Below are 20,422 nucleotides of genomic sequence, written 5' to 3'. Positions count from 1 at the left end.
GTGCGCATCTTGAGGCCGAGTAGCCCCCCCAAGCCGTGCGCACCTTGAGGCCAGGTCCCCCCCGCGCTATCTGCCTCTGACCGATGCCGGAGGGGACATGCCGCAGTTTCTCAACACAACCGACGCAGATTTCGACACACGCCTCAACGCCCTTCTGCATATGAAGCGCGAAGACAGCGCCGATGTCGACGATGTCGTGGCCGGGATCATTGCAGATGTGCGCGCCCGCGGTGATCAGGCCGTGATCGAGCTCACCTCGAAATTCGACCGCCTCGACCTCACCCCCGAAACGCTGGCTTTCTCGCCTGACGAAATTGCCGAGGCCGTGGCACGCGTACCCGCAGACGAACGCGCAGCCCTTGAACTGGCCGCCGACCGCATCCGCGCCTACCACGTCCGCCAGATGCCCGATGATGCCCGCTGGACCGATCCCGATGGCGCGACGCTCGGCTGGCGCTGGGGGCCTGTTTCCGCGGCGGGTCTCTATGTGCCCGGTGGCCTCGCGTCCTATCCGTCTTCGGTCCTGATGAACGCCATCCCGGCGCAGGTCGCGGGCGTCGAGCGGCTGGTCATCTGCGCGCCCACGCCCGACGGCATCGCCAATCCGCTGGTCCTGCTGGCCGCGCAGCTTTCGGGCGTCGACACGATCTACCGCATCGGCGGCGCGCAGGCCGTGGCCGCCATGGCCTATGGCACCGACACGATCACCGCCGTCGACAAGATCACCGGCCCCGGCAACGCCTTTGTTGCCGCCGCCAAGCGCCGCGTTTTCGGGCGCGTGGGCATCGACATGATCGCGGGGCCTTCCGAAATCCTCGTGATCGCCGACCGCGACAATGACCCCGACTGGATCGCCACCGACCTGCTGTCGCAGGCCGAGCATGACGAAAGCGCGCAATCCATCCTGATCACCGATGATGCCGCCTTCGCCCAAGCTGTGGCCCAAGCCGTTGAAAACCAACTCGAAACGCTCCCCCGCGCGGCGATCGCGGGGCCAAGCTGGCGCGATTTCGGCGCCATCATCGTGACCCACTCCCTCGATCAGGCCGCCGCCGTCTCCGACCGTTTCGCCCCCGAACACCTCGAACTCTGCGTCGCCGACCCCGAGGCGCTGTTTGCCAAAATCACCCATGCCGGCGCGGTTTTTCTTGGGCAATGGACGCCCGAGGCCATCGGTGATTACATCTCAGGGCCGAACCACGTGTTGCCCACCGCCCGTTCGGCGCGGTTTTCCAGTGGGCTGAATGTGCTTGATTTCATGAAACGTACCACGCTTGCCCGCATGACCCCAGAAGCGCTCAAGGCCATCGGCCCCGCCGCCGTTACGCTCGCCACCTCCGAAGGCCTGGGCGCCCATGGCGCCTCCGTTCAGGCCCGCCTCGACCGACTCAACCGGGGGGAGGACGCGTGACCATGCACATCTGCCATATCGAAATTGAAACCGACGGGCTGCCCGCCCCCACGCCCGAGATCGAACAGGAACGCAAGGTCGCCATCTTCGACCTGTTGGAGGAAAACACCTTCTCGATCCCGCGCGATGATGCTCCCGACGGGCCCTACCGCGTGACGCTCGCGATCCGCGAAAAGCGGCTGGTCTTCGACATCGACACCGAAGCGGGCGAGGATGCGACCGAGTTCCACCTCTCGCTGCAACCCTTCCGCCAGACCGTCAAGGATTACTGGCAGATCTGCGAATCCTATTTCAACGCGGTCAAAACCCTGCCGCCCAATCAGATCGAGACCATCGACATGGCCCGGCGTGGCATTCACAACGAAGGCGCGCGCCTGTTGCAGGAACGGCTCGACGGCAAGGCCGAGATCGACACCGACACCGCCCGGCGCCTGTTTACCCTGATCTGCGTGCTGCATTTCGGGGGCTGAGACGGGTGGCGTTTCCAACCCAACCCCCAACCCAACCCGCGGGGCAACCGCGGGACTTTCCGCAATCGGTGCTGTTTTGCTGCGACCACAATTCCACGCGCTCGCCGATGGCTGAAGGGCTGATGAAAAAGCTCTACGGCCACGCCGCCTATGTCCAATCCGCAGGCGTCAAGCACGAGCTTGAGATCGACGGGTTCGCCGTCGCGGTCTGTGCCGAACTGGACGTCGCCCTCGAACGCCACCGCGTCCGCTCCTTCGACGAGATGGAGGAATGGGGCGATGATCTGTCGGGCTTCGACCTGATCGTGGCCCTCTCGCCCGCCTCCCAACGCCGCGCCCTCGACATGACGCGCACCTTCCACACCGACGTCGAATACTGGCCCATCCTCGATCCCACCGGCCTGGGCGAAACCCGCGATGCCAAGCTGGCCAGCTACCGCCAGGCCCGCGATCAGATCATCGCCCGGATGCAGGACCGCTTCGGCCCGCCCACCGCCTGACCCCCAAGGCTCATGCCCGCCCTGTCAGCCACCATGTCCGGATCGGCCCGATCCCCTTCACCTCGATCTCGCCGCGCTCTTCGAACACGTACTCGGTGCCAAGCTGTCCATGCGCCGCCGGTGTGACCAGGATGCGTCCCGGCGCGCTCATGCTTTCCATTCGGCTTGCCGTGTTCACCGTCTCGCCCCAGACGTCGTAGAACAGCTTCCGCGTGCCGATCACACCGGCCACAACCGGGCCCACATGCATCCCGATCCGAAGCTGCAACCCCTCGGGCAGGTCAACCGACGACGCGCGCACAACCTCCAGCATATCAAGCGCCATGTTCGCCGCCCGCTGCGCCGGATCGCCCACCGCATTCGGCATCCCCGCCGCAACCATATAGGCATCGCCAATGGTCTTGATCTTTTCCAGGTCGTGGCCGTCTGCCAGCCGGTCGAAGGTCCGGAAGATGCCGTTGAGCAGATCGACCAGCGCCTCCGGTGCCATGTGTCGCGACATCGGTGTGAAATTGGCGATATCCGCAAAGACGATGGCCACATTCGGCAGCGTGTCGGCAATCGTGGCGTGCGGATCTGCCTTCAGCCGTGCGGCGATTTCGCGGGGCAGAAGGCTGTAGAGAAGATCTTCGGAGCGGGCATATTCGATCTCCAACGCGCGCTCGGCCCGATCTGCATGGGCAAAGCCCACGTAGACCCCAAGCGTGACAAAGCCCGTGACCACCACGAAGACGCTGGTCTGCAGGAAGTTCAGCAATCGCTCGTCCACCGTGATGAACGGGGCAGGGGCGGGCAGGTACATCTCGGTGAACAGCATCGCAGCCGCGCAGATCAAGCAAAGCCCCAACAACAACCCGATCCGTGCGGTGCCGAAACACACCACCGCGATCACCGGCGCGCTCAGGAAATAGAGGTGCAGGCCCGAAGGGCGTCCCAACAGCCAGACCAAAAGGCCCTGTACCCCGACCGCCAGCGTCGCGCCAAAAAGCCAGGCCGCAAGCTCGCTCCGCGCGGCGATCCGGGGCCAGGCCGCAAACAGGCAAAAGAGCAGGGACGCCCCCGCCGCCGGCCACAATTCCTGCGCGTCAACACCGAGGTAGAGCGCGGCGTAAGACAGCCCCGACATCGGCACCAACCCTGCAATCGCGTTCAGTGTTCGCCGCTGGCGAAGCTCCGGCCCTCGCAGGCCTTCGGTGCCATAGTCGACCCAGCGCTGCACAGGGCGGGGCAGGCGGACCGTCTCGTGGTCGCGTGGTGTCTGCATCTGCACCCCATGCCGCTTCGCCGGTGGATCGGCGGGTTCAACATCGGGCGCAGGTATCGGGTCGGCCGGGCCCGCATGTCAACGCAGACCCGCCATCGCCGGTCGCGTCAGCCGCAACTCGCCAGCGTCGCCGCCATGTTGCGGATCAGCGTCGGATACAGATCCGGCCCCGGCTCAAGCTCGGCCCCCAGCGGGTCGATCACCGCCGTCGCGGCCTCGGTCCCGTCAAGAGCCGCCTCCACCAGGCCGGGGTTGAACTGCGGCTCCGACAAGACGCAATCCACACCTTCGTCGCGGAGCCGGCCCTGGATTTCCGCGATCCGCGCCGGGCTCGGGTCCGTGGCATCGCCGATCGAAATCGCGCCCGCCGCGCTCAACCCGAAATCCGCCTCGAAATACTGATAGGCGTCGTGGAACACGATGAACGACATGTCCTGTACGCGGGCGAGCGTCTCGCGCACCTGCGCCGAGAGCGCCTCCATCTCGGCAATCGCCTCCGCCGCGTTGGCGAAATATGTGCCCGCATTCTCGGGGTCCACCGCCGACAATTCCGCCGCGATCACGTTCAGCCAAACCGTCGCATTGGACGGTGCCAACCATGCGTGCGGATCATGTTCGCCATGGTCATGGCCCGCGTGGTCGTCATGCCCATGGTCGTCGTGATCATGTTCGTCATGATCCGCATGCTCCTCGTGATCATGCTCGTCATGATCCGCATGTTCCTCGTGATCATCGTGATCGCCATGATCCCCATGCGAATGCGCCTCGAACAACGCGCCCTCGCGGAAATCGAGCAGCCGGATCCCGTCCACCGACAAAAGCTCCGTCACAGCCGCCCCCTCGGCCAGCGTCTCGACCGCATCCTCAAGCCACGGCGTCAGGTCTTCGCCCATCCAGAACACCAGATCCGCATCCTGCAACGCCGCCGCCTCGGACGGGCGCAGGTTGTATTCGTGCGGCGAGGCCCCCGCCGGGATCACCAGCGCCGGCTCTCCGACGCCCGCCATGACCCGCGTCACCAGCGAATGCACCGGCGCAATATCAACCGCCACGTTCGGCACCTCCGCCATCGCGGTGCCCCCCATCAAACTTGCCATGATCGACAGAGAAACGCGCATTCTGGACATTGGAGACCCCATGTGATTGTATAACGCTTCAGCCCGGATAAACGATACACTATAACATGACAAGCCCCACCCCAACGTCCATCGGCTTCACCCGCCACGACCACAGCGCCTGCGTCGCCGATGCCCTTGGTGCGGCCGAGGCGCGCTGTGCCGAAGCCGGTCTGCGCCTGACGCCTGTGCGCCGCAAAGTGTTGGAATTGTTGCTGAAAGAACATCGCGCGCTGGGGGCTTACGCGATCCTCGACCTGTTGCGCGATGCGGGCTTCGGTTCGCAACCGCCCGTTGCCTACCGCGCGCTCGACTTCCTCGCTGAACATGGCTTCGTGCACAAGATCGAACGCCTCAACGCCTTCGTTGCCTGCGCCCATCCCAACGCCGCACATGCGCCTGCCTTCATGATCTGCCGAGCCTGCGACGCCGTCGCCGAGGCGCAATCGACCCCCGCCAAGGGCGCGCTCGGGGCCGCTGCCAAAGCCGCCGGGTTCCAGATCGAAAAGACCGTGATGGAGGCCGAGGGCCTGTGCCCCGATTGCGCGTCGAAGGGGGCGGAATGAGCCTTCTCGATATCCGCGGCCTCTCCGTCGCCTATGGCGCGAAGACCGTCCTGAGCCACGTCGATATGCACGTCGATCCGGGCGAAATCGTCACCATCGTGGGCCCCAACGGCTCCGGCAAGACCAGCCTCCTGCGCGCCATCATCGGCGCGGTTGCCCCGGCCTCGGGCACCATCACGCGCGCGCCGCGCCTCAAGATCGGCTACGTCCCGCAAAAGCTCCACATCGACCCGACCCTGCCGATCACCGTCGACCGCTTCATGCGCCTGACTGACCGCGCCAGCCGCGCCACCTGCCAGGGCGCGCTCGACCGCGCCGGGGTGCCGGACTTGCTCAACCGGCAGATGTCGGGCCTTTCGGGCGGGCAGTTCCAACGCGTCCTGCTGGCCCGCGCACTTCTGAACACGCCCGATCTTTTGCTCCTCGATGAGGCCACGCAGGGTCTCGACCAACCCGGCTCCGCCGCCTTCTATCAACAGATCGAGGCCGTCCGCCGCGACACCGGCTGCGCCATCGTCATGATCAGCCACGAATTGCACGTCGTCATGAGTGCGTCCGACCGCGTGATCTGCCTCAACGGCCATGTCTGCTGCGAAGGCACGCCCGCCGTGGTCGCCTCCGCCCCAGAATACCGCGCGCTGTTCGGCACCGGCACCGGAGGCGCTTTCGCGCTCTATCAACACGAACATGATCACCACCACGATCACGATCATGACCACGCACATGAGGCCGCCGAATAATGCTCGACGATTTCATGGCCCGCGCGACGGTCGCGGGCATCGGCGTGGCCCTGGCCGCCGCCCCCCTCGGGTGCTTCGTCGTCTGGCGACGCATGGCCTATTTCGGCGACGCCACCGCCCATGCCGCGATCCTCGGCGTGGCCCTGGCGCTCGCCCTTGAGATTTCCGTTTTCGCAGGCGCCGCCGCCGTCGCGCTGGCGATGGCGTTAACCGTTACGCTGCTGACCCGGCGCGGCTATGCGATGGACACGCTTCTGGGCGTTCTGGCCCATTCCGCGCTCGCCTTCGGGCTGGTCGCGGTGTCCTTCCTGTCGGGTGTGCGCATTGATCTCATGGCCTATCTTTTCGGCGATATTCTGGCCGTAAGCCATTGTGATGGCGAAGATTTCGCTACCCTCGGCTGGCGGGCGCTCGCGCGGTGCGACCTCGGCATCATCTGGGCTGGCGGCGCACTGGTGGTGGGCCTTCTGGTCTGGCGCTGGCGCTCGCTTCTGACTGCGACCCTCAACGAGGAACTCGCCTACGCCAGCGGCATCGACCCAAGGCGAGAGCAGTTGATCTTAACCCTTGCGCTTGCCATCACCGTGGCCGTCGCGATCAAGGTTGTCGGCGCGCTTTTGATTGCCGCCATGCTCATCATCCCCGCCGCCGCCGCGCGCAGTCTCGCGCGCACGCCCGAGGCGATGGCCGTCATCGCCGCGCTTATCGGCACCGTTTCCGTCGTCGGCGGCTTGCAAGGGGCATACATCCTCGACACGCCTGCGGGCCCGTCCATCGTGTGCGTCGCCGCGATCCTCTTTGCATTGCTCGCCGCGATCGGCTGGCGCGGGCAGGGCAGGGCATAGCCGCGCCCCTTTTCACCGCCGGTCCGCGCCCCTATTCTGCGCCCATGCAAGACGCCATCGCCCTCATCACCCGCTATTACGCCGCCTTCAACGCCGCCGAAACGGAGGCGATGATCGCCTGTCTCGCCCCCGACGTCGCCCACCACGTCAACGAAGGCGCTATCCGCATCGGCCACGATCAATTCCGCGCCTTCTGCGCCCATATGAATCGCTGCTACCGCGAGCATCTCACCGACATCATCGTCATGGCCACCGAAGACGGCGCCCGTGCCGCCGCCGAGTTCACCGTCAACGGCACCTACCTCGCCACTGACGCGGGCCTGCCCGAGGCGCGCGGGCAGACCTATCGCCTCCCCGCCGGCGGGTTTTTCTCCGTCGAATCCGGCCTGATCACCCGCGTCGTGACCTATTACAACCTCGCCGACTGGACCGCCCAAGTCGGCGCAAGCGGATGAACCTTCGGGTCGAAACCTTTCGTGGCCCCGCCGTGGCGCAGGTGATCGACGACCTCGCCCGCCTGCGGATTGAGGTCTTTCGCGACTGGCCTTACCTCTACGATGGCGATCTCGACTACGAGCGTCGCTACCTCGCCAGCTATACCACCGAAAACGCCCTCGTCGTGGCTGCATTCGACGGTGAAACGATGGTCGGAGCCTCCACCGGGCTTCCCTTTATCGAACATGACGACGGCTTATCCACAGCCTTTGACGAAACCGGGTATACGCCCGAAACGCTGTTCTATTGCGCCGAATCTGTCCTGATAAAAAAAGCACGTGGCCAAGGCCTCTACCGTCACTTCTTCGCCGGGCGCGAGGTTCATGCCCGCGAAATCGGTTATACATATGCCACCTTTTGCGGAATTATCCGCCCTGACACTCATCCCGCCCGTCCCGAAGGCCATCACCCGCTCGATCCGGTGTGGAAACACTTCGGCTACACCCCCGTTCCCGATGCCATCGGCCACCTCAGCTGGCGCGATATCGGCGACGCGGGCGAGACTTCCAAACCCCTCCAGTTCTGGATAAAACGCTTATGCGCATAGCCACCGCCGCCTATCCCCTCGACCCGTTCGACAAGTGGGAAGACTACGCCGCCAAGCAGATCCACTGGGTCCGTGAAGCCTCAGGCGCTGGGGCCGATTTGCTGGTCTTTCCCGAATATGGCCGCATCGAACTCGCCACCTTGCAAGACGCCGCCGGCGATCTCGAAGCCTCGCTCCACGCCGCCTCCGATCTCGCCGAGAAGGCCGATCACCTCATGGCCGATCTCGCCAAAGGCTACGGCGTCCACATCCTCTGCCCCTCCGGTCCCGTCTTCGACGAAGACCGAGACCGCCCCGTCAACCGCGCCTGGCTTCTCGGGCCGGACGCCGACGCGCCGTTCATTGGCCATACCGACAAGCAGGTGATGACCCGGTTTGAGCGTGAGCACTGGAACGTCGTCCCCGGCGAGCCGCTCGAAATCTTTGACACGCCGCTCGGCAAGATCGGCGTGCTGATCTGCTACGACGCCGAATTCCCGCTTCTGGGGCGCCGCCTTGTCGAACAGGGTGCCGAAATCCTGCTCTGCCCCTCCTGCACCGACAGTGAAAAGGGCTACAACCGGGTGCGCATCGGCGCTCAGGCCCGCGCCCTCGAAGGGCAGTGCATCACCGTTCAATCGCCCACTGTCGGCGACGCGCGCTGGTCTCCCGCAGTCGATGAAAACGTAGGCGCTGCAGGCATTTACGCGCCCCCCGACCATGGCTTTCCCGACGACGGTATCCTGGCCCAAGGCGTGCTCAACGAGCCCGGATGGGTTCTTGCCGACATCGACCTTACCGCCATTGCCCGCGTTCGTGCCGAAGGACAGGTCTTCAACCACGCCCATTGGCCCGAAAGCCACGACCGTGCGTCACAAACCGATTTCCCTTGAAACCCTGCACCTTTAGGCGCATTTACCGCCCATCAAGCCCCAGTTTCGGGGCGCAACTTATGGAGTGACCATGGCCAAGGAAGAGATGCTCGAATTTCCTGGTGTCGTGAAGGAACTCCTGCCAAACGCGACATTCCGGGTCGAGCTCGAAAACGGCCATGAGATCATCGCGCATACGGCAGGCAAGATGCGTAAAAACCGCATCCGGGTTCTGGCAGGCGACAAAGTCCAGGTGGAAATGACGCCCTACGACCTCACGAAGGGCCGTATCAACTACCGCTTCAAGTGACGGACCGCACGATCACCACCCCCGCCGAAATCTCGGATGGGGTGCGGACCTATGCGGCGTCTCTGGGCGACGGGGTGGCGGAATTCGTCCCCGTCCAACCCTTTGAAAACGCTATCGAAGATCAGCCGTTCTACAATGTCATCGTCGCTGGCGATGGCGCAAAACCCGTCTTCGGTTGGCTGATTTGGGAGCTCACCGGTTTCTGGCTCGAGGCGCAACGCCATGCCGTTCTCGATCGCGATGGAGCGCTTGTCGACATCACGCCGCCTATCGACGAGGAAACTCAAATCCTCTTCGTGCGCGACAGCGATTGGGCCTTCGACTACCTCGACCCCAAGCCGCTGCGCAAACCCGCGCGCCATCTGCTGACCGAGGATCGGGACGTGCGCCAATGGGCCAAACTCGCCGATGAATTCGACCTGTTCAAATTCCGCCACACGATCTTCAAGGGCGACAAATCCGAATTCGTGATCCCCGAAGGCAAAGATCACCGCCGGATGGAACGCCTGCAGCGCGATTACAACGCCGCCGCCCGAACGGCCTTGGCCAAGTAAGTTGGGGGCGAAATGAAGCTCATCCTCGGCTCCGGCAGTCCACGCCGCCTTGAATTGTTGGCTGTTTTGGGCCTCGTGCCCGCCGATATCCGCCCCCCCGACATCGATGAAGACACGCGCGACCGCGAACTGCCGCGCCCCTATGTCGAACGCATGGCCCGCGAAAAGGCGCAAGCGATCCCTTGCGCCGACGACGAGGTCATTCTTGCCGCCGACACCACCGTTGCCGTCGGGCGCCGCATTCTCGGCAAGCCCGCCGATGCCGACGAGGTGCGCACGTTTCTCGATCTGCTCGGTGGCCGCCGTCACCGCGTGTTCACCGCCCTCGCCGTGAAAACGCCCGAAGCCCTGCGCACCCGCGTGGTCGAATCCCGCGTACAGATGAAGCGGCTCAGCCAAACGGAACGCGAAGGCTACATCGCCACCGGTGATTGGCAGGGCAAGGCGGGCGGCTATTCCATCCAGGGGCCCGCCGGGGCCTTCATCCCGTGGATCAGCGGCTCGCATTCCGCCATCGTGGGCCTGCCGCTCGTGGAAACCGCAAACCTGCTGCAAAGCGCTGGCGTAAAGGTCTGGCAATGAAGGGAAAAACGGTCCTTCTGGATCATATAGCGGGGCGGCAGGCCGCCGCGCTCATGGTTGATGGCAAGCTCCATGATCTGCTGATTGACCCGCCGGCGGAGGCGCCGCCCGGCGTTGGCGCGATCTTCTTCGCCGTGGCTGATCGTCCGCTGAAAGGGCAGGGGGGACTGACCTTGCAACTGGGCGACGGGTTGACCGGTTACCTGCGGCGCGCCAGGGATATCTCACCCGGCGACGCCTTTTTCGTGCAGGTTTCCGGCATGGTCGAACCGGGTAAGGCGATCCCCGTCACGCCCGATCTGATTTTCAAATCCCGGTATGCCATCGTCACTCCGAACAAACCCGGTATCAACGTCTCCCGCGCGATCCGCGATGAGGATGAACGCGATCGCCTGCTCGAAATCGCCCATGGCGCGATGTCGGGCGAGCACGGTCTCATCCTGCGCTCCGCCGCCGACGGGGCCGAGGCGCAAGCGATTGCCGAGGATATCGACACCATGGCCCTGCTCGCGCAACAGGTCCTTGGCCACCAGGACACCACCCCTGAGCTGTTGCTGGCCGCCGAAAGCGCCCATGGCCTTGCCTGGCGCGACTGGGACAATCCCGACGAAGTCGTCACGCAGGACGGTTGTTTCGAAACCCACGATATTCTCGATGCCATCGATATAGCGCGTGGGCCTTATCAAAAGCTGAACGGCGGCGGCCACGCCTACATCGAAGCCACCCGCGCCCTGATCGCCGTTGACGTGAACACCGGCGCGGACCATTCGCTTGCGGCCGGGCTCAAGGCCAACCTTGCGCTCGTCCGCGACCTTCCGCGTCTTCTGCGGATCAAGGGTCTGGGCGGGCAGATCGTGCTCGACCTCGCGCCGATGCCCAAACGCGACCGCAAGCAGATCGAGGATGCGGTGAAGAAAAGTTTCCGCCTCGACGGCTCGGACATTGTCGTCGCGGGCTGGACCCCGCTTGGCCATCTCGAACTGACCCGCAAACGCGACCGAATGCCCCTGTCGCAGGTCTGGCCGGACGCGTAGTCACCCATCAACTCGCGCACCGAAAGCCGTTCAACGACCATATTCTGTGCGCGAATTGGTAACGCCGAAAAAACTACAAAAAAACTACAGAAAAATGCACCCGAAAATGCCTACCTCAGTCGCCGCAACAGCTCGAGCGACGGCTGCCCCGTAACGGGCAATCCGTTGGCCGCCTGATAGCCCTCAATCGCGGCTTCCGTGCCCGATCCGATGACCCCATCCGGCGTGCCCGCGTCAAAGCCCGCTGCATTCAGGCGTTCTTGTAATTCGCGCCTTTGCGCCTGCGTCAGGCCCGAGGAATCCGCTCCAAACGACTGCCGCAAGGGCCCGCCTCCGGCCAGTCGGTCCGACATGTATCCGACGCCGATTCCGTAATTCACAGAAGCGTTGTAGCGCAGGATCACATTGAAATTGCTGTACAAAATCCATGCAGGCGCACCCGCGCCGCCGGGCGCGTGGATCGCCGCGGACCCATGATCCGGCAACGCGCCGCCGCCCACGCGCGTCACGCCCAGATCGCGCCACGCCGCCACCGACCGCCGATTGTCGCGCCCTGTCGCCGCGCTGAACCCCGACGGCAGCGCGACCTCCATTCCCCACGGCGCGCCCCGTTGCCAGCCGAAGCGGCTGAAATAATTGGCCGTCGAGGCGAGCGAATCCGTGGGGTCGTTCGACCAGATGTCGCGCCGCCCATCGCCCCTGAAATCGACGGCGTATTCCTCGTAAGTCGTTGGAATAAATTGCGTATGTCCCATCGCGCCCGCCCATGATCCCAGCATTCTGTCGGGCGTCGTATCGCCGTTTTGAATGATCTTCAGGGCCGAGATCAGCTGCGCCTCAAAGAACCGCCCGCGCCGTCCTTCCCACGCCAATGTCGTCACCGCCGAGATCACCGGAATGTCGCCCAAACGCGTTCCGAACCGGCTCTCTACACCCCAAACGGCAGCGGTGATTTCCGGCGGCACCCCATACGCAGCTTCGATGTCGTCCAGCACAGCGCGATTGGTCGCAAACCGACCCCGGCCAATGGCCAAATCATCTTCACCCGCCACCAGCGCCAGGTAATCCTCGGTGGAGCGTCGAAACTCCGTCTGATTGCGATCCCGCTCCACCACGCCGGGCAAGAACCCGACGCCGCGCAGGCCCGTGTTGAGCGCATCGTCGCTGATCCCGGCACTGCGCGCACGGGGCCTAAAGGATTGAATCCACGTGTCAAAATCGGCGTTCGGCTGCGGTGTGAATGCAGGATCCGATGAAGGTCCGCCGCCCCCTGCCGCGCCAATCTCGGGCAGCGCGAAGCCCCCCCCGCGCACGCATCCCGACAGCGCCAGCGCGCCCGATCCCGCCAATAAACCGCGTCGTGAAACAAGCATCTGACCGCTCTCCCCATCCTGCGTGACAGCTAACGGCCCCACTGCGTTCGGCGCAATCCCCAAGCGCTCCAAAGTCCCTTGCAGGCGGGAACAGGCTGCCTCACATTGCACCGGCCCGCGCTGCAAAGGAGGTCCCATGCCCTGCCCAATCTGCGACAACGACACGGCTCCGGCCTACCGCCCGTTCTGCTCACGCCGCTGCGCCGATGTCGATCTCGGCCGCTGGCTGAACGGCACCTACGCCGTCCCGTCCACCGATCCCGAAGATATCGAACAGGCCCTTGAAGAGGCCGCTAAATCCGATCCGAAACTGCACTGAGCCGGCCCGCCGAAAAATCCGCTCGCCCCTATGGACAGCGCCCGTTGATCCCCCTAGAACGCCGCTACCCACAGCGGAGCAACGCCCCCGCTGAACCCGTGCCCGGGTAGCTCAGGGGTAGAGCAGTGGATTGAAAATCCTCGTGTCGGTGGTTCGATTCCGCCCCCGGGCACCACACCATCCTCGAATTCATCAAATTCGCCCAACGCGACCCTAAGATCCTGGTCGCACGTCGTTTTCCGCTTGGCATGCTGACCTAAAACGCCTTGAGTGAAAGGCGATGATGGACATTCAACATATCGAAGATCTCCTGGCCCGGGTGCAGATGCGGGACCGGGCGGCGTTCTCGGAGCTTTATTCTGCGACCTCTGCGAAACTCTTTGGCGTTTGTCTGCGTGTCTTGAAGGACCGCGCCTTGGCGGAAGACGTTTTGCAGGATGTCTTCGTGAAGATCTGGAACAAGGCCGACAAGTACAAAGTCACCGGCAACAGTCCGATGACCTGGTTGATAACGGTCGCACGCAATCAGGCGATTGATCGTCTGCGCGCTGCCGGACCTGCGACCTCGGATATCGACGAGGTCGCTCCGATTGCCGCTGCGGGGCCGGGGCCGGAGGCCCAGGCCATTGCGGCGGACGAGGCGCGGCGGGTGATCGCCTGCCTTGATGAATTGGACGGAGATCGCGCGGCGGCGGTGCGCGGTGCCTATCTTGACGGGCAATCCTATGCGGATTTGGCCGAGCGGTTCCACGTGCCGCTGAACACGATGCGAACGTGGCTGCGGCGCAGCCTGACGAACCTGAGGGAGTGCCTTGCGCGGTGACGCAACCGACCGACATATCGCCCGACGACAACGCACTGGCAGCGGAATACGTCTTGGGCCTGCTGCCCGCGGATGAGCTGGCGGGTTTCGAAGTGCGCCTGCGCAGAGAGACGTCGTTGTTTGCTCTGGTCGCGTCTTGGCAGTCGGAATTTGCCGCATTGGCCGAAGCGGAAGTCGATTCCGCGATGCCGCCGCGGGCGCTGCAATCGCGGATCGAGGCCCGCCTTTTCGACGACAATCGACCCACCACCTGGTCGCCTTTGGCGATCTGGCGCGGCTTGGCCCTTGCCGGATTCGCCAGCAGCCTTGCGCTGGCAGCGATTTTGATCTTCAACACCGCCGCGCCGGTGGAACCGCAGCCCGCTTTCGTGGCGCAGCTGGCGCCGGTCACCGGAGAGGCGCAATTCGTCGCCCTCTTTGATCCCGACGTCGCCACACTTCGGGTGCAACAGGCCGCGGGCGTTCCGCTCGACAACCGGGTTCAGGAATTGTGGCTGATCGCTGGTGATGCCGCGCCCGTGTCCCTTGGTCTTCTGGCGGCGGGTGTCACGACGTCCATCACGGTGTCCGAAGACCTGCGCGCGGTCCTGACGGAGGCTGTTCTTGCGGTCTCTGACGAGCCGCCCGGTGGGTCGCCGACCGGCGCGCCAACGGGTGATGTCCTTGCCGCAGGTCCGGTGATCTCTCTGTGAACGTTCAATGCCTTCAAGGCACGGACGCCCCTCGGCACTTTTTTCCGTTGAGCTGAAACTCTCTCGTCGTTTTTCCCGTGGTTCTTGATGACGCCGGTTCAGACCGGCCCTGACAATCGGGAGTGCCCATGACCTCCAGGACCAAATCTCGCCTCTGGCCGATCGCCGCCGCGAACGGTGGTGCCATCCGGCTGCGGTATCGTTTCCTGCTGCCCGACGCGCCTTGAACGCGCACCGCAGCGGGGTGTTCCGGCCGGGCAATGGGCTGGTCGGAGCACAAGCGTGGACGTGGTCGCGCCGGTGGTGAGCCGGGTGCCAGCGATCTGTCCCCAATCCACGCTGGCATCCGCCGCGTCCACGCAATTTTTTTCTCAACTGCATCAACGGCTTGCCTCTAGTGCACCCGTTCACGTCGCGTCCATTGATGGTTTTTTTCGCGCAACACCGAAACTTTCCCAAGGCCCGCTGCGTGGTTTTCTTCAAGTCGGTGATGAACCGACGCCAACCCATAGGAGTCTCACCATGTTCAACCGCTTTGCCTCTGTCGCCACCCTTGCCCTGCTCAGCGCCGGTGCCGCCCATGCCGATGGCCATGCCAATCTGATGGGCCACGCGCTTGCCGGTGACGGAATGACGCTTGTGACCATGCCGAGCATCGCAAACCCGGGCGAGACGACGATGTTCGAGCTGTCCAATCGCCTTGATGCCATCGCCTACCGCCCCGTCACAGGAGAGCTGTTGGGCTTCTCTACCGAGGGTGCGGTCTACACGATCAACGCAATGACCGGCGAGATGACCAACCTCGAAGCCAGCTTTGCCGATGACGCCATGATCTCCGGCGTCGCGACCGCGTTCGACTTCAACAATGCCATCGACGCCGTGCGCGCCGTGGGCTCGGACGGTGCCAACCTGGTCTATTTCCCGATCGGGTTCGGCGATGGCGATGAGCGCGCAAACAGCGTGCTGCGATTCACCGATGCCTTCTATGGCGACGCAGATGAAAACGCGGGCACCGCGCCGATGATCTTCGCCAACGCCTACACCAACGCCATCGCGGGCAGCACGGCGGAAAGCACGTTCCAATACGCGCTCGACGCCCGCACCAACGCTTTGGTCAGTTTGGCCAACAACGCCGGTGAATTGACAAGTGTCGCGCCGGTGATGGTCGATGGTGCTACGGTCGATATCGTCACCGCAGGCGGGTTCGACATCGTCTCGCCAGAAGAGGGCACCGATTTGGCCTTTGCGATCCTGCAGATGGACGGCGCCGAAACATCAGGCCTCTACAGCATCGATCTTGAGACAGCCGAGGCCACCCTGCTTGCCGATCTGGGCATGGTCGGCATCTCGGGCTTTGCGGTGTCGCAAGGCGGCATGTAATCCTCTTTGACCACAACGGCGCCCCTGATCCCCGGGGGCGCTGTTTGCGTGGCAGTGGGGCAGGGCGATGCCAACCCAGTCGTTCCCGGCAACCCTGAACCACGATTGCCAAGCCCCCGCCCGACGGCCCCGGGTTAAAGAAACCGCACCCTGTGTTTGCGCAAAAGGGCGACGAGGATTTCTTTGGTGTCGCTCCGGTGCCGGTGATGGATGCAGCGCGCCGCCTCGGCGTCGGCGTTGCGGATCGCCTCGACCACGGCGCGGTGATCCTCGTTCGACTTCACCGGCATCGGGCGTATGTAGAGCGTCGTATTACGCGCACGCCGAACCTGATCACTCATCATTTCAACAATCGCGCTGACGCGGGTATTGCCGCCCAACCGCACCAACTCATGGTGGAACTGCTCGTCTGCCCGGCTCCAACGGTCCAGATCACTGCACGCCAGTGCCGCGTCCATGTCATCAATTGCCCGCGTCAGGATCTTCAGCTCATCCTCGTCATAGCGCGCCTTTGCGGCTTGCTCGGCGGCAAGCGCTTCTAGCTCGGTCAGAACGTCATAAATCTCCGCCATATCATCTGGCGAAAGCGGTAAGATCCGCACCCCTTTACGCGGTCGCATCGCCAAAAGACCCTGGCCGGCAAGCGTCAGAATGGCCTCCCGCACCGGCGTCCGGGACATCTCAAGAAGTTCGGCCAGCTCCGTTTCAAGGTGATCCGATCCAGCTGGAAGGTCGCCGGAAAATATCCGCGCGCGCAGCTCGTGGATCGCGCGCTTGGTGCTTGAAACGGATTTCTGTGGCATTGTATCGAGCCCTCCCTGCGCGTGTCATTCGGCGCAATGCTCGGGCCTGCATACATGTATTGATCTTCAAAATCGACGGTTCAATCATTTTGGTCGAATTGACGGGCGTTCACCCGAAACGCGTCTGCAGATACGCACCCAGCATGGCGAGCCCGTCTTGCAAGATCGCGGGGTCATTGGCGAAGCCGATCCGAACATAACCTTCCATATCAAAGGCGTCTCCGGGGGTCAGCATCACGCCGGTTTCTTCTACAAGATTTACGCAAAAGTCGCGCGACGAGATGGGGATATCCAAATGCAACATCGCCGTAGTCCCTGCGCGCGGCTTTACCCAATCGACGCGCGGCTGCGTGGCGACCCACGCGTCGAGGATTTCAAGGTTCCCGCGAGTGATCGAACGGCTGCGCGCCAGAATCTTTTCCCGGTTTTCCAGCGCCATAGCCGCAAAATGATCGTTGATCATCCCGACAGAGATAGTATCATGGTCGCGCTGGATCAGCACCTGCTCCGTCACCTCCGTGGGTGCTGCGATCCAGCCCACGCGCAACCCCGCCAGCGAAAACGCCTTCGACACGCTCGCCGTTGCGATGCCCTTTTCATAGACATCCACGATAGAGGGCCCCATCCCGTCACCCTCCTGCCCGGTGCCGCGATAGACCTCGTCACATAGCACATAGGCACCCACGTCGCGCGCGATCTGGGCGATTTCTTCCAGCATCGGGCGCTCGATCAGCGCGCCGGTTGGATTGTTCGGATTGGTCAACGCGATCAGCTTCGTGCCCGGCAATGCCAAGGCCCGCAACTGATCCAGATCCGGCAGAAACCCGTCCTCCGCCCGGAGCGGCAAGACCTGCATATCCGCCCCGATGCTAGTGGGGATCGAGTGATGTTGCTGATACGTTGGCACGATCGAAATCACACGATCACCGCGCGACACCAGCGTCTTGTGCACCAACATATTCGCCGCGATGGTCCCGTGCGTCACGGTGATCCGCTCCACTGGCATGTCATGGTAAAGTGCCGAAATCGCTGTGCGCAACCGCTCCGATCCTTCGATGGCCCCGTAGGTCATTTTCATCGGCAAAAGCGCCGAAAGATCGCTGTCGTTGCGTCCCGAAATGCGCAGCAATTCGTCAATGGTGATGCTTGCCACGCAGGTCTCGGCCAGATTGTGGGCGCAGCGCGTTTCCCACTCGTTCATCCAGATCTCGACCTTGAACGGCTCGATATACATGCGACGGTCTTTCGATAATGGCTGTCTCCTCCCGGCATACCAAGCGGCAAGGCTAGATGCGAGGGGGAGCGGGGCCTGTCGCGCAAACCCCGCGTGACCTCATCGACACCCTGCCGCGCGGCCAAAGACGACCGGCACTGGACCCGCGCCGCAAAACCCGGCATCGGGGGGCATGGAGTTCTCAACCCTCATTCAGACCCTCGTCGATTGGGTCGTCAGCATCGGCGCTGGCGTCAACGGTCTGCCGGGCACGGTTGCCTTCGGGCTTGGTCTTTTTACCTGGTTCGCGGTCGAACAGGTGCTGCAACGGCTGATGAACGGCGTCAAATGGGCGATCCTGATCGGGGTCGTCGTCGCACTTGGCCTGTCGCTGCCCTACCTCATCGGCACGGTGTTCGGCTCCGGCACGCCCTGACGCTTTAGTGGCCGATGTCGCGCATATGCGCTTCGATGATCGCGTCGATGCCGTCGTCCACCGGGAACCCTAACGCGGTTGCGAGGGTACAGGCGAACGCCTTGGGCCAGCCTCCGACAATCGCCGCCACAACCGGGTCCGGGGCACAGATCACCCGCGCCCGCGCTTCAGCCCCCGCTGCCCGTTCCAATGCGTCGAGCATCTCGGCCACCGTAACGCTGAGCCCGCGCCCGGACACGACCGCGCCCGGACCCAACGCACCCTTCGGCAGGCTCGCCGTGTGCAGCAAAGTCTCGACCGCACAATCGGGCGATGCTATCCAGACGGTCAGCCCCGGATCAACCGGCAATGGCGCATCCTCGCCGGCCAGCGGTTCGCGTATGATACCTGAGATAAAACTCGAAGCCGCCGCATTCGGGCGCCCCGGCCGCACCGAGATCGTTGGCAGCCGCACGCAGCGCCCATCCATGTGACCGCGCCGCGTATGATCGGCCAGAAGAAGCTCTCCCATCGCCTTCTGCGCGCCGTAGGAATTCTGCGGCGTCAGGCAATGTGCGTCAGGCACCACATCGGGTAAGTCGCCGCCAAACGCCGCAACGGAGGAGGTCGAAACCACGCGAGGCACGCGGTCCAGCGCTCTGATATCATTCAGAAACGCCGCCGTTGCCTCCAGATTGACGCGGTAACCCAAATCGAAATCTGCCTCCGCCGCACCGGACACGACAGCGGCGAGGTTGAACACCAGATCCGGCGCCTCCGCCAGGCACGATGCGCGTCCCGCTCCTGTGCCCAAGTCGGCGGCCATGGTCTGCACCGGAAACGCCGCGTCCGGGCTATCGGGTGCCGCAAGATCGGCCAGCACCAAAGACGTCACAGCTCTGTCTACCACCGCACCGTCGCATGCGATCCGCCGCGCCAGTCGCGCGCCGATCATCCCGCCCGCGCCAGTGATCAACACCCGCATCAGGCCGCCCCGCGCTGCGCTGCAATGGCGTCAAACGCGCTCAGAACATGAGCGAATGCGGCCTCGTCGATGTCCCGGTGCAGGACCATCCGGCAGGCCGGGTCCGGAGCCGACGTTGCGATGCCATACGCAGCCAGACCGCCTAGATCGACACCCGGCACCGGAGTCAGGAACACCATGTTCGTGGCCTGCGTGACCGGTCCGATATCGAGCGCGCGCAAGTGGGCGGCCAAGGCGTCCGCGCGCTGATGATCCTCCGTCAATCGCGCCACATTCCGCTCCAGTGCGAACAACCCCGCCGCCGCCAGGATGCCCGCCTGCCGCATGCCACCCCCCAGCATTTTGCGCATCCGCCGAGCCTTCGTCATCAAATCAACCGGCCCCAATAGGACCGAGCCGACTGGCGCGCCCAAGCCTTTGGAGAGGCACACGGAAACCGTATCGAACGGAGCCGCCAATTCCCGCTCCGAGCACCCAAGTGCGGTGATCGCGTTGAAGAACCGTGCCCCGTCAAGATGGGTGGACAGGCCTAACGCACGCCCGGCCTCAACTCCCGCGTTGATGCGCGCGAGGGGCACCGCGCGTCCGTAATTGGTGTTCTCCAATGACAACAGCCGCGAGATTGGATGGTGGATGTCTTCCTCTTTGACCGCGCTCGCAATCGCCGACGGGTCCAGCCCGCCGTCTTGCGCTACAGGCAACGCCTGCAACGCCACCCCACCCAGGACCGAGGCCCCCGCCGCTTCGTAGCGGATCACATGGTAGCTCTCGCCCGCGATCACCTCTTCCCCGCGGCCGCAATGGGCCAACATGCCCAGGAGATTCGACTGCGTTCCGGATGGCACGAATACCGCCGCCTCCTTGCCCAGTCGCTCGGCGAGGCTGCTCTCTAACCTGTTGACAAGGGGGTCTTCCCCGTAAACGTCATCGCCCACTTCCGCCTCGGCCATTGCCGCGCGCATCGCGGTGCAGGGTTTCGTCACGGTGTCCGATCGCAAGTCGGCCACAACCGGGCCAAGGCTGTTGGACAGGGATGAGTATTGAGACATCGCGGCAGCTCCCGTGTTGATCGGCGCCACCGCATCACGCACTTTCGCGGGCCGCAACCCCATCGGACGGCTTGGCCTTGTCGTTT

Annotated in this window: 25 protein-coding genes and 1 tRNA gene; 19 read left to right on the top strand and 7 right to left on the bottom strand. The window is 64.0% G+C overall.

The window, feature by feature from the left end; all coding sequences use genetic code 11:
* Window positions 1-97 precede the first annotated feature (97 nt).
* The 3 genes from hisD to V8J83_RS06855 are packed head-to-tail and all read left to right on the top strand — an operon-like array spanning window position 98 to window position 2,381.
* The gene (gene hisD, locus V8J83_RS06865; protein WP_339984803.1) at window positions 98-1,411 is read left to right on the top strand and encodes a histidinol dehydrogenase; all 1,314 of its coding nucleotides are present in this window, start codon (window positions 98-100) and stop codon (window positions 1,409-1,411) included.
* Between the two features lie 2 nt (window positions 1,412-1,413).
* Window positions 1,414-1,881, top strand: coding sequence for a UPF0262 family protein (locus V8J83_RS06860; RefSeq protein WP_339986017.1), 468 nt, complete (start codon window positions 1,414-1,416; stop codon window positions 1,879-1,881).
* A gap of 5 nt (window positions 1,882-1,886) precedes the next feature.
* Complete coding sequence (locus tag V8J83_RS06855; protein ID WP_339984801.1) at window positions 1,887-2,381, top strand: arsenate-mycothiol transferase ArsC; 495 nt, start codon at window positions 1,887-1,889, stop codon at window positions 2,379-2,381.
* A 10-nt stretch (window positions 2,382-2,391) separates the two neighbouring features.
* Here V8J83_RS06855 and V8J83_RS06850 read toward each other — a convergent pair whose 3' ends face one another.
* Together V8J83_RS06850 and V8J83_RS06845 are read right to left on the bottom strand one after the other, a co-directional pair.
* Window positions 2,392-3,645 carry an adenylate/guanylate cyclase domain-containing protein gene (locus tag V8J83_RS06850; RefSeq protein WP_339984800.1) on the bottom strand — a complete coding sequence of 418 codons (1,254 nt, stop codon included), beginning with the start codon at window positions 3,643-3,645 and terminating at the stop codon, window positions 2,392-2,394.
* A 107-nt stretch (window positions 3,646-3,752) separates the two neighbouring features.
* Entirely contained in the window at window positions 3,753-4,772 is a 1,020-nt protein-coding gene (locus V8J83_RS06845) for a zinc ABC transporter substrate-binding protein (protein WP_339984798.1), read from the bottom strand.
* 56 nt (window positions 4,773-4,828) lie between these two features.
* Here V8J83_RS06845 and V8J83_RS06840 point away from each other — a divergent pair, with 56 nt between their 5' ends.
* The 10 genes from V8J83_RS06840 to V8J83_RS06795 all read left to right on the top strand — a co-directional run bounded on the left by V8J83_RS06840 (window position 4,829) and on the right by V8J83_RS06795 (window position 11,284).
* The gene (locus tag V8J83_RS06840) at window positions 4,829-5,326 is read left to right on the top strand and encodes a Fur family transcriptional regulator (protein WP_339984796.1); all 498 of its coding nucleotides are present in this window, start codon (window positions 4,829-4,831) and stop codon (window positions 5,324-5,326) included.
* On the top strand, window positions 5,323-6,066 hold the full coding sequence (locus V8J83_RS06835) for an ATP-binding cassette domain-containing protein (protein WP_339984794.1): 744 nt from the start codon (window positions 5,323-5,325) through the stop codon (window positions 6,064-6,066). The genes V8J83_RS06840 and V8J83_RS06835 overlap by 4 nt, the downstream gene beginning before the upstream one ends.
* Window positions 6,066-6,911 carry a metal ABC transporter permease gene (locus V8J83_RS06830; protein WP_339984792.1) on the top strand — a complete coding sequence of 282 codons (846 nt, stop codon included), beginning with the start codon at window positions 6,066-6,068 and terminating at the stop codon, window positions 6,909-6,911. The genes V8J83_RS06835 and V8J83_RS06830 overlap by 1 nt, the downstream gene beginning before the upstream one ends.
* Window positions 6,912-6,955: 44 nt before the next feature.
* Window positions 6,956-7,366 carry a ketosteroid isomerase-related protein gene (locus V8J83_RS06825; RefSeq protein WP_339984790.1) on the top strand — a complete coding sequence of 137 codons (411 nt, stop codon included), beginning with the start codon at window positions 6,956-6,958 and terminating at the stop codon, window positions 7,364-7,366.
* A complete protein-coding gene (locus V8J83_RS06820) occupies window positions 7,363-7,953 on the top strand; it encodes a GNAT family N-acetyltransferase (protein ID WP_339984788.1) in 591 nt (196 codons plus the stop codon). The genes V8J83_RS06825 and V8J83_RS06820 overlap by 4 nt, the downstream gene beginning before the upstream one ends.
* A complete protein-coding gene (locus V8J83_RS06815; protein WP_339984786.1) occupies window positions 7,944-8,825 on the top strand; it encodes a carbon-nitrogen hydrolase family protein in 882 nt (293 codons plus the stop codon). The genes V8J83_RS06820 and V8J83_RS06815 overlap by 10 nt, the downstream gene beginning before the upstream one ends.
* Window positions 8,826-8,895: 70 nt before the next feature.
* Window positions 8,896-9,114, top strand: a complete 219-nt coding sequence (gene infA / locus V8J83_RS06810) for a translation initiation factor IF-1 (protein ID WP_011455993.1) — start codon at window positions 8,896-8,898, stop codon at window positions 9,112-9,114.
* Complete coding sequence (locus V8J83_RS06805; protein ID WP_339984784.1) at window positions 9,111-9,668, top strand: hypothetical protein; 558 nt, start codon at window positions 9,111-9,113, stop codon at window positions 9,666-9,668. Before infA ends, V8J83_RS06805 begins: the two co-directional genes overlap by 4 nt.
* A 12-nt stretch (window positions 9,669-9,680) precedes the next feature.
* Entirely contained in the window at window positions 9,681-10,250 is a 570-nt protein-coding gene (locus V8J83_RS06800; RefSeq protein ID WP_339984782.1) for a Maf family protein, read from the top strand.
* Window positions 10,247-11,284, top strand: a complete 1,038-nt coding sequence (locus V8J83_RS06795; RefSeq protein WP_339984780.1) for a ribonuclease E/G — start codon at window positions 10,247-10,249, stop codon at window positions 11,282-11,284. Before V8J83_RS06800 ends, V8J83_RS06795 begins: the two co-directional genes overlap by 4 nt.
* A 110-nt stretch (window positions 11,285-11,394) precedes the next feature.
* On the opposite strand, the gene V8J83_RS06790 is transcribed toward V8J83_RS06795, so the two are convergent.
* Window positions 11,395-12,657 carry a lytic murein transglycosylase gene (locus tag V8J83_RS06790; RefSeq protein ID WP_339984778.1) on the bottom strand — a complete coding sequence of 421 codons (1,263 nt, stop codon included), beginning with the start codon at window positions 12,655-12,657 and terminating at the stop codon, window positions 11,395-11,397.
* A gap of 136 nt (window positions 12,658-12,793) precedes the next feature.
* Here V8J83_RS06790 and V8J83_RS06785 point away from each other — a divergent pair, with 136 nt between their 5' ends.
* The 5 genes from V8J83_RS06785 to V8J83_RS06765 all read left to right on the top strand — a co-directional run bounded on the left by V8J83_RS06785 (window position 12,794) and on the right by V8J83_RS06765 (window position 15,871).
* Entirely contained in the window at window positions 12,794-12,976 is a 183-nt protein-coding gene (locus V8J83_RS06785) for a DNA gyrase inhibitor YacG (protein ID WP_339984776.1), read from the top strand.
* 100 nt (window positions 12,977-13,076) lie between these two features.
* Window positions 13,077-13,151, top strand: a tRNA-Phe gene (locus tag V8J83_RS06780).
* Window positions 13,152-13,256: 105 nt separating this feature from the next.
* Window positions 13,257-13,799: a sigma-70 family RNA polymerase sigma factor gene (locus V8J83_RS06775; protein ID WP_439649755.1), complete on the top strand. Its 543-nt coding sequence runs from the start codon at window positions 13,257-13,259 to the stop codon at window positions 13,797-13,799.
* Window positions 13,796-14,491: an anti-sigma factor gene (locus tag V8J83_RS06770; protein WP_339984772.1), complete on the top strand. Its 696-nt coding sequence runs from the start codon at window positions 13,796-13,798 to the stop codon at window positions 14,489-14,491. Before V8J83_RS06775 ends, V8J83_RS06770 begins: the two co-directional genes overlap by 4 nt.
* Before the next feature lie 522 nt (window positions 14,492-15,013).
* Window positions 15,014-15,871, top strand: a complete 858-nt coding sequence (locus tag V8J83_RS06765) for a DUF4394 domain-containing protein (protein ID WP_339984770.1) — start codon at window positions 15,014-15,016, stop codon at window positions 15,869-15,871.
* Between the two features lie 134 nt (window positions 15,872-16,005).
* On the opposite strand, the gene V8J83_RS06760 is transcribed toward V8J83_RS06765, so the two are convergent.
* Together V8J83_RS06760 and V8J83_RS06755 are read right to left on the bottom strand one after the other, a co-directional pair.
* Window positions 16,006-16,674 carry a GntR family transcriptional regulator gene (locus tag V8J83_RS06760; protein WP_339984768.1) on the bottom strand — a complete coding sequence of 223 codons (669 nt, stop codon included), beginning with the start codon at window positions 16,672-16,674 and terminating at the stop codon, window positions 16,006-16,008.
* A gap of 109 nt (window positions 16,675-16,783) precedes the next feature.
* Window positions 16,784-17,908, bottom strand: coding sequence for an aminotransferase (locus tag V8J83_RS06755; RefSeq protein WP_339984766.1), 1,125 nt, complete (start codon window positions 17,906-17,908; stop codon window positions 16,784-16,786).
* 172 nt (window positions 17,909-18,080) lie between these two features.
* Between V8J83_RS06755 and V8J83_RS06750 the strand changes: the two genes are divergently transcribed.
* A complete protein-coding gene (locus V8J83_RS06750; RefSeq protein WP_339984765.1) occupies window positions 18,081-18,323 on the top strand; it encodes a hypothetical protein in 243 nt (80 codons plus the stop codon).
* A 4-nt stretch (window positions 18,324-18,327) separates the two neighbouring features.
* Here V8J83_RS06750 and denD read toward each other — a convergent pair whose 3' ends face one another.
* The gene (gene denD / locus V8J83_RS06745; RefSeq protein ID WP_339984764.1) at window positions 18,328-19,287 is read right to left on the bottom strand and encodes a D-erythronate dehydrogenase; all 960 of its coding nucleotides are present in this window, start codon (window positions 19,285-19,287) and stop codon (window positions 18,328-18,330) included.
* Entirely contained in the window at window positions 19,287-20,336 is a 1,050-nt protein-coding gene (gene ltaE, locus V8J83_RS06740) for a low-specificity L-threonine aldolase (RefSeq protein WP_339984762.1), read from the bottom strand. The genes denD and ltaE overlap by 1 nt, the downstream gene beginning before the upstream one ends.
* Between the last annotated feature and the right edge of the window lie 86 nt (window positions 20,337-20,422).

It is taken from the genome of Gymnodinialimonas ulvae (assembly GCF_037543845.1).
Taxonomy (GTDB): Bacteria; Pseudomonadota; Alphaproteobacteria; order Rhodobacterales; family Rhodobacteraceae; genus Gymnodinialimonas; species Gymnodinialimonas ulvae.
The sequence above is the reverse complement of the archived record's forward strand: the minus strand, read 5'-3'. Positions and strand labels throughout refer to the sequence as shown.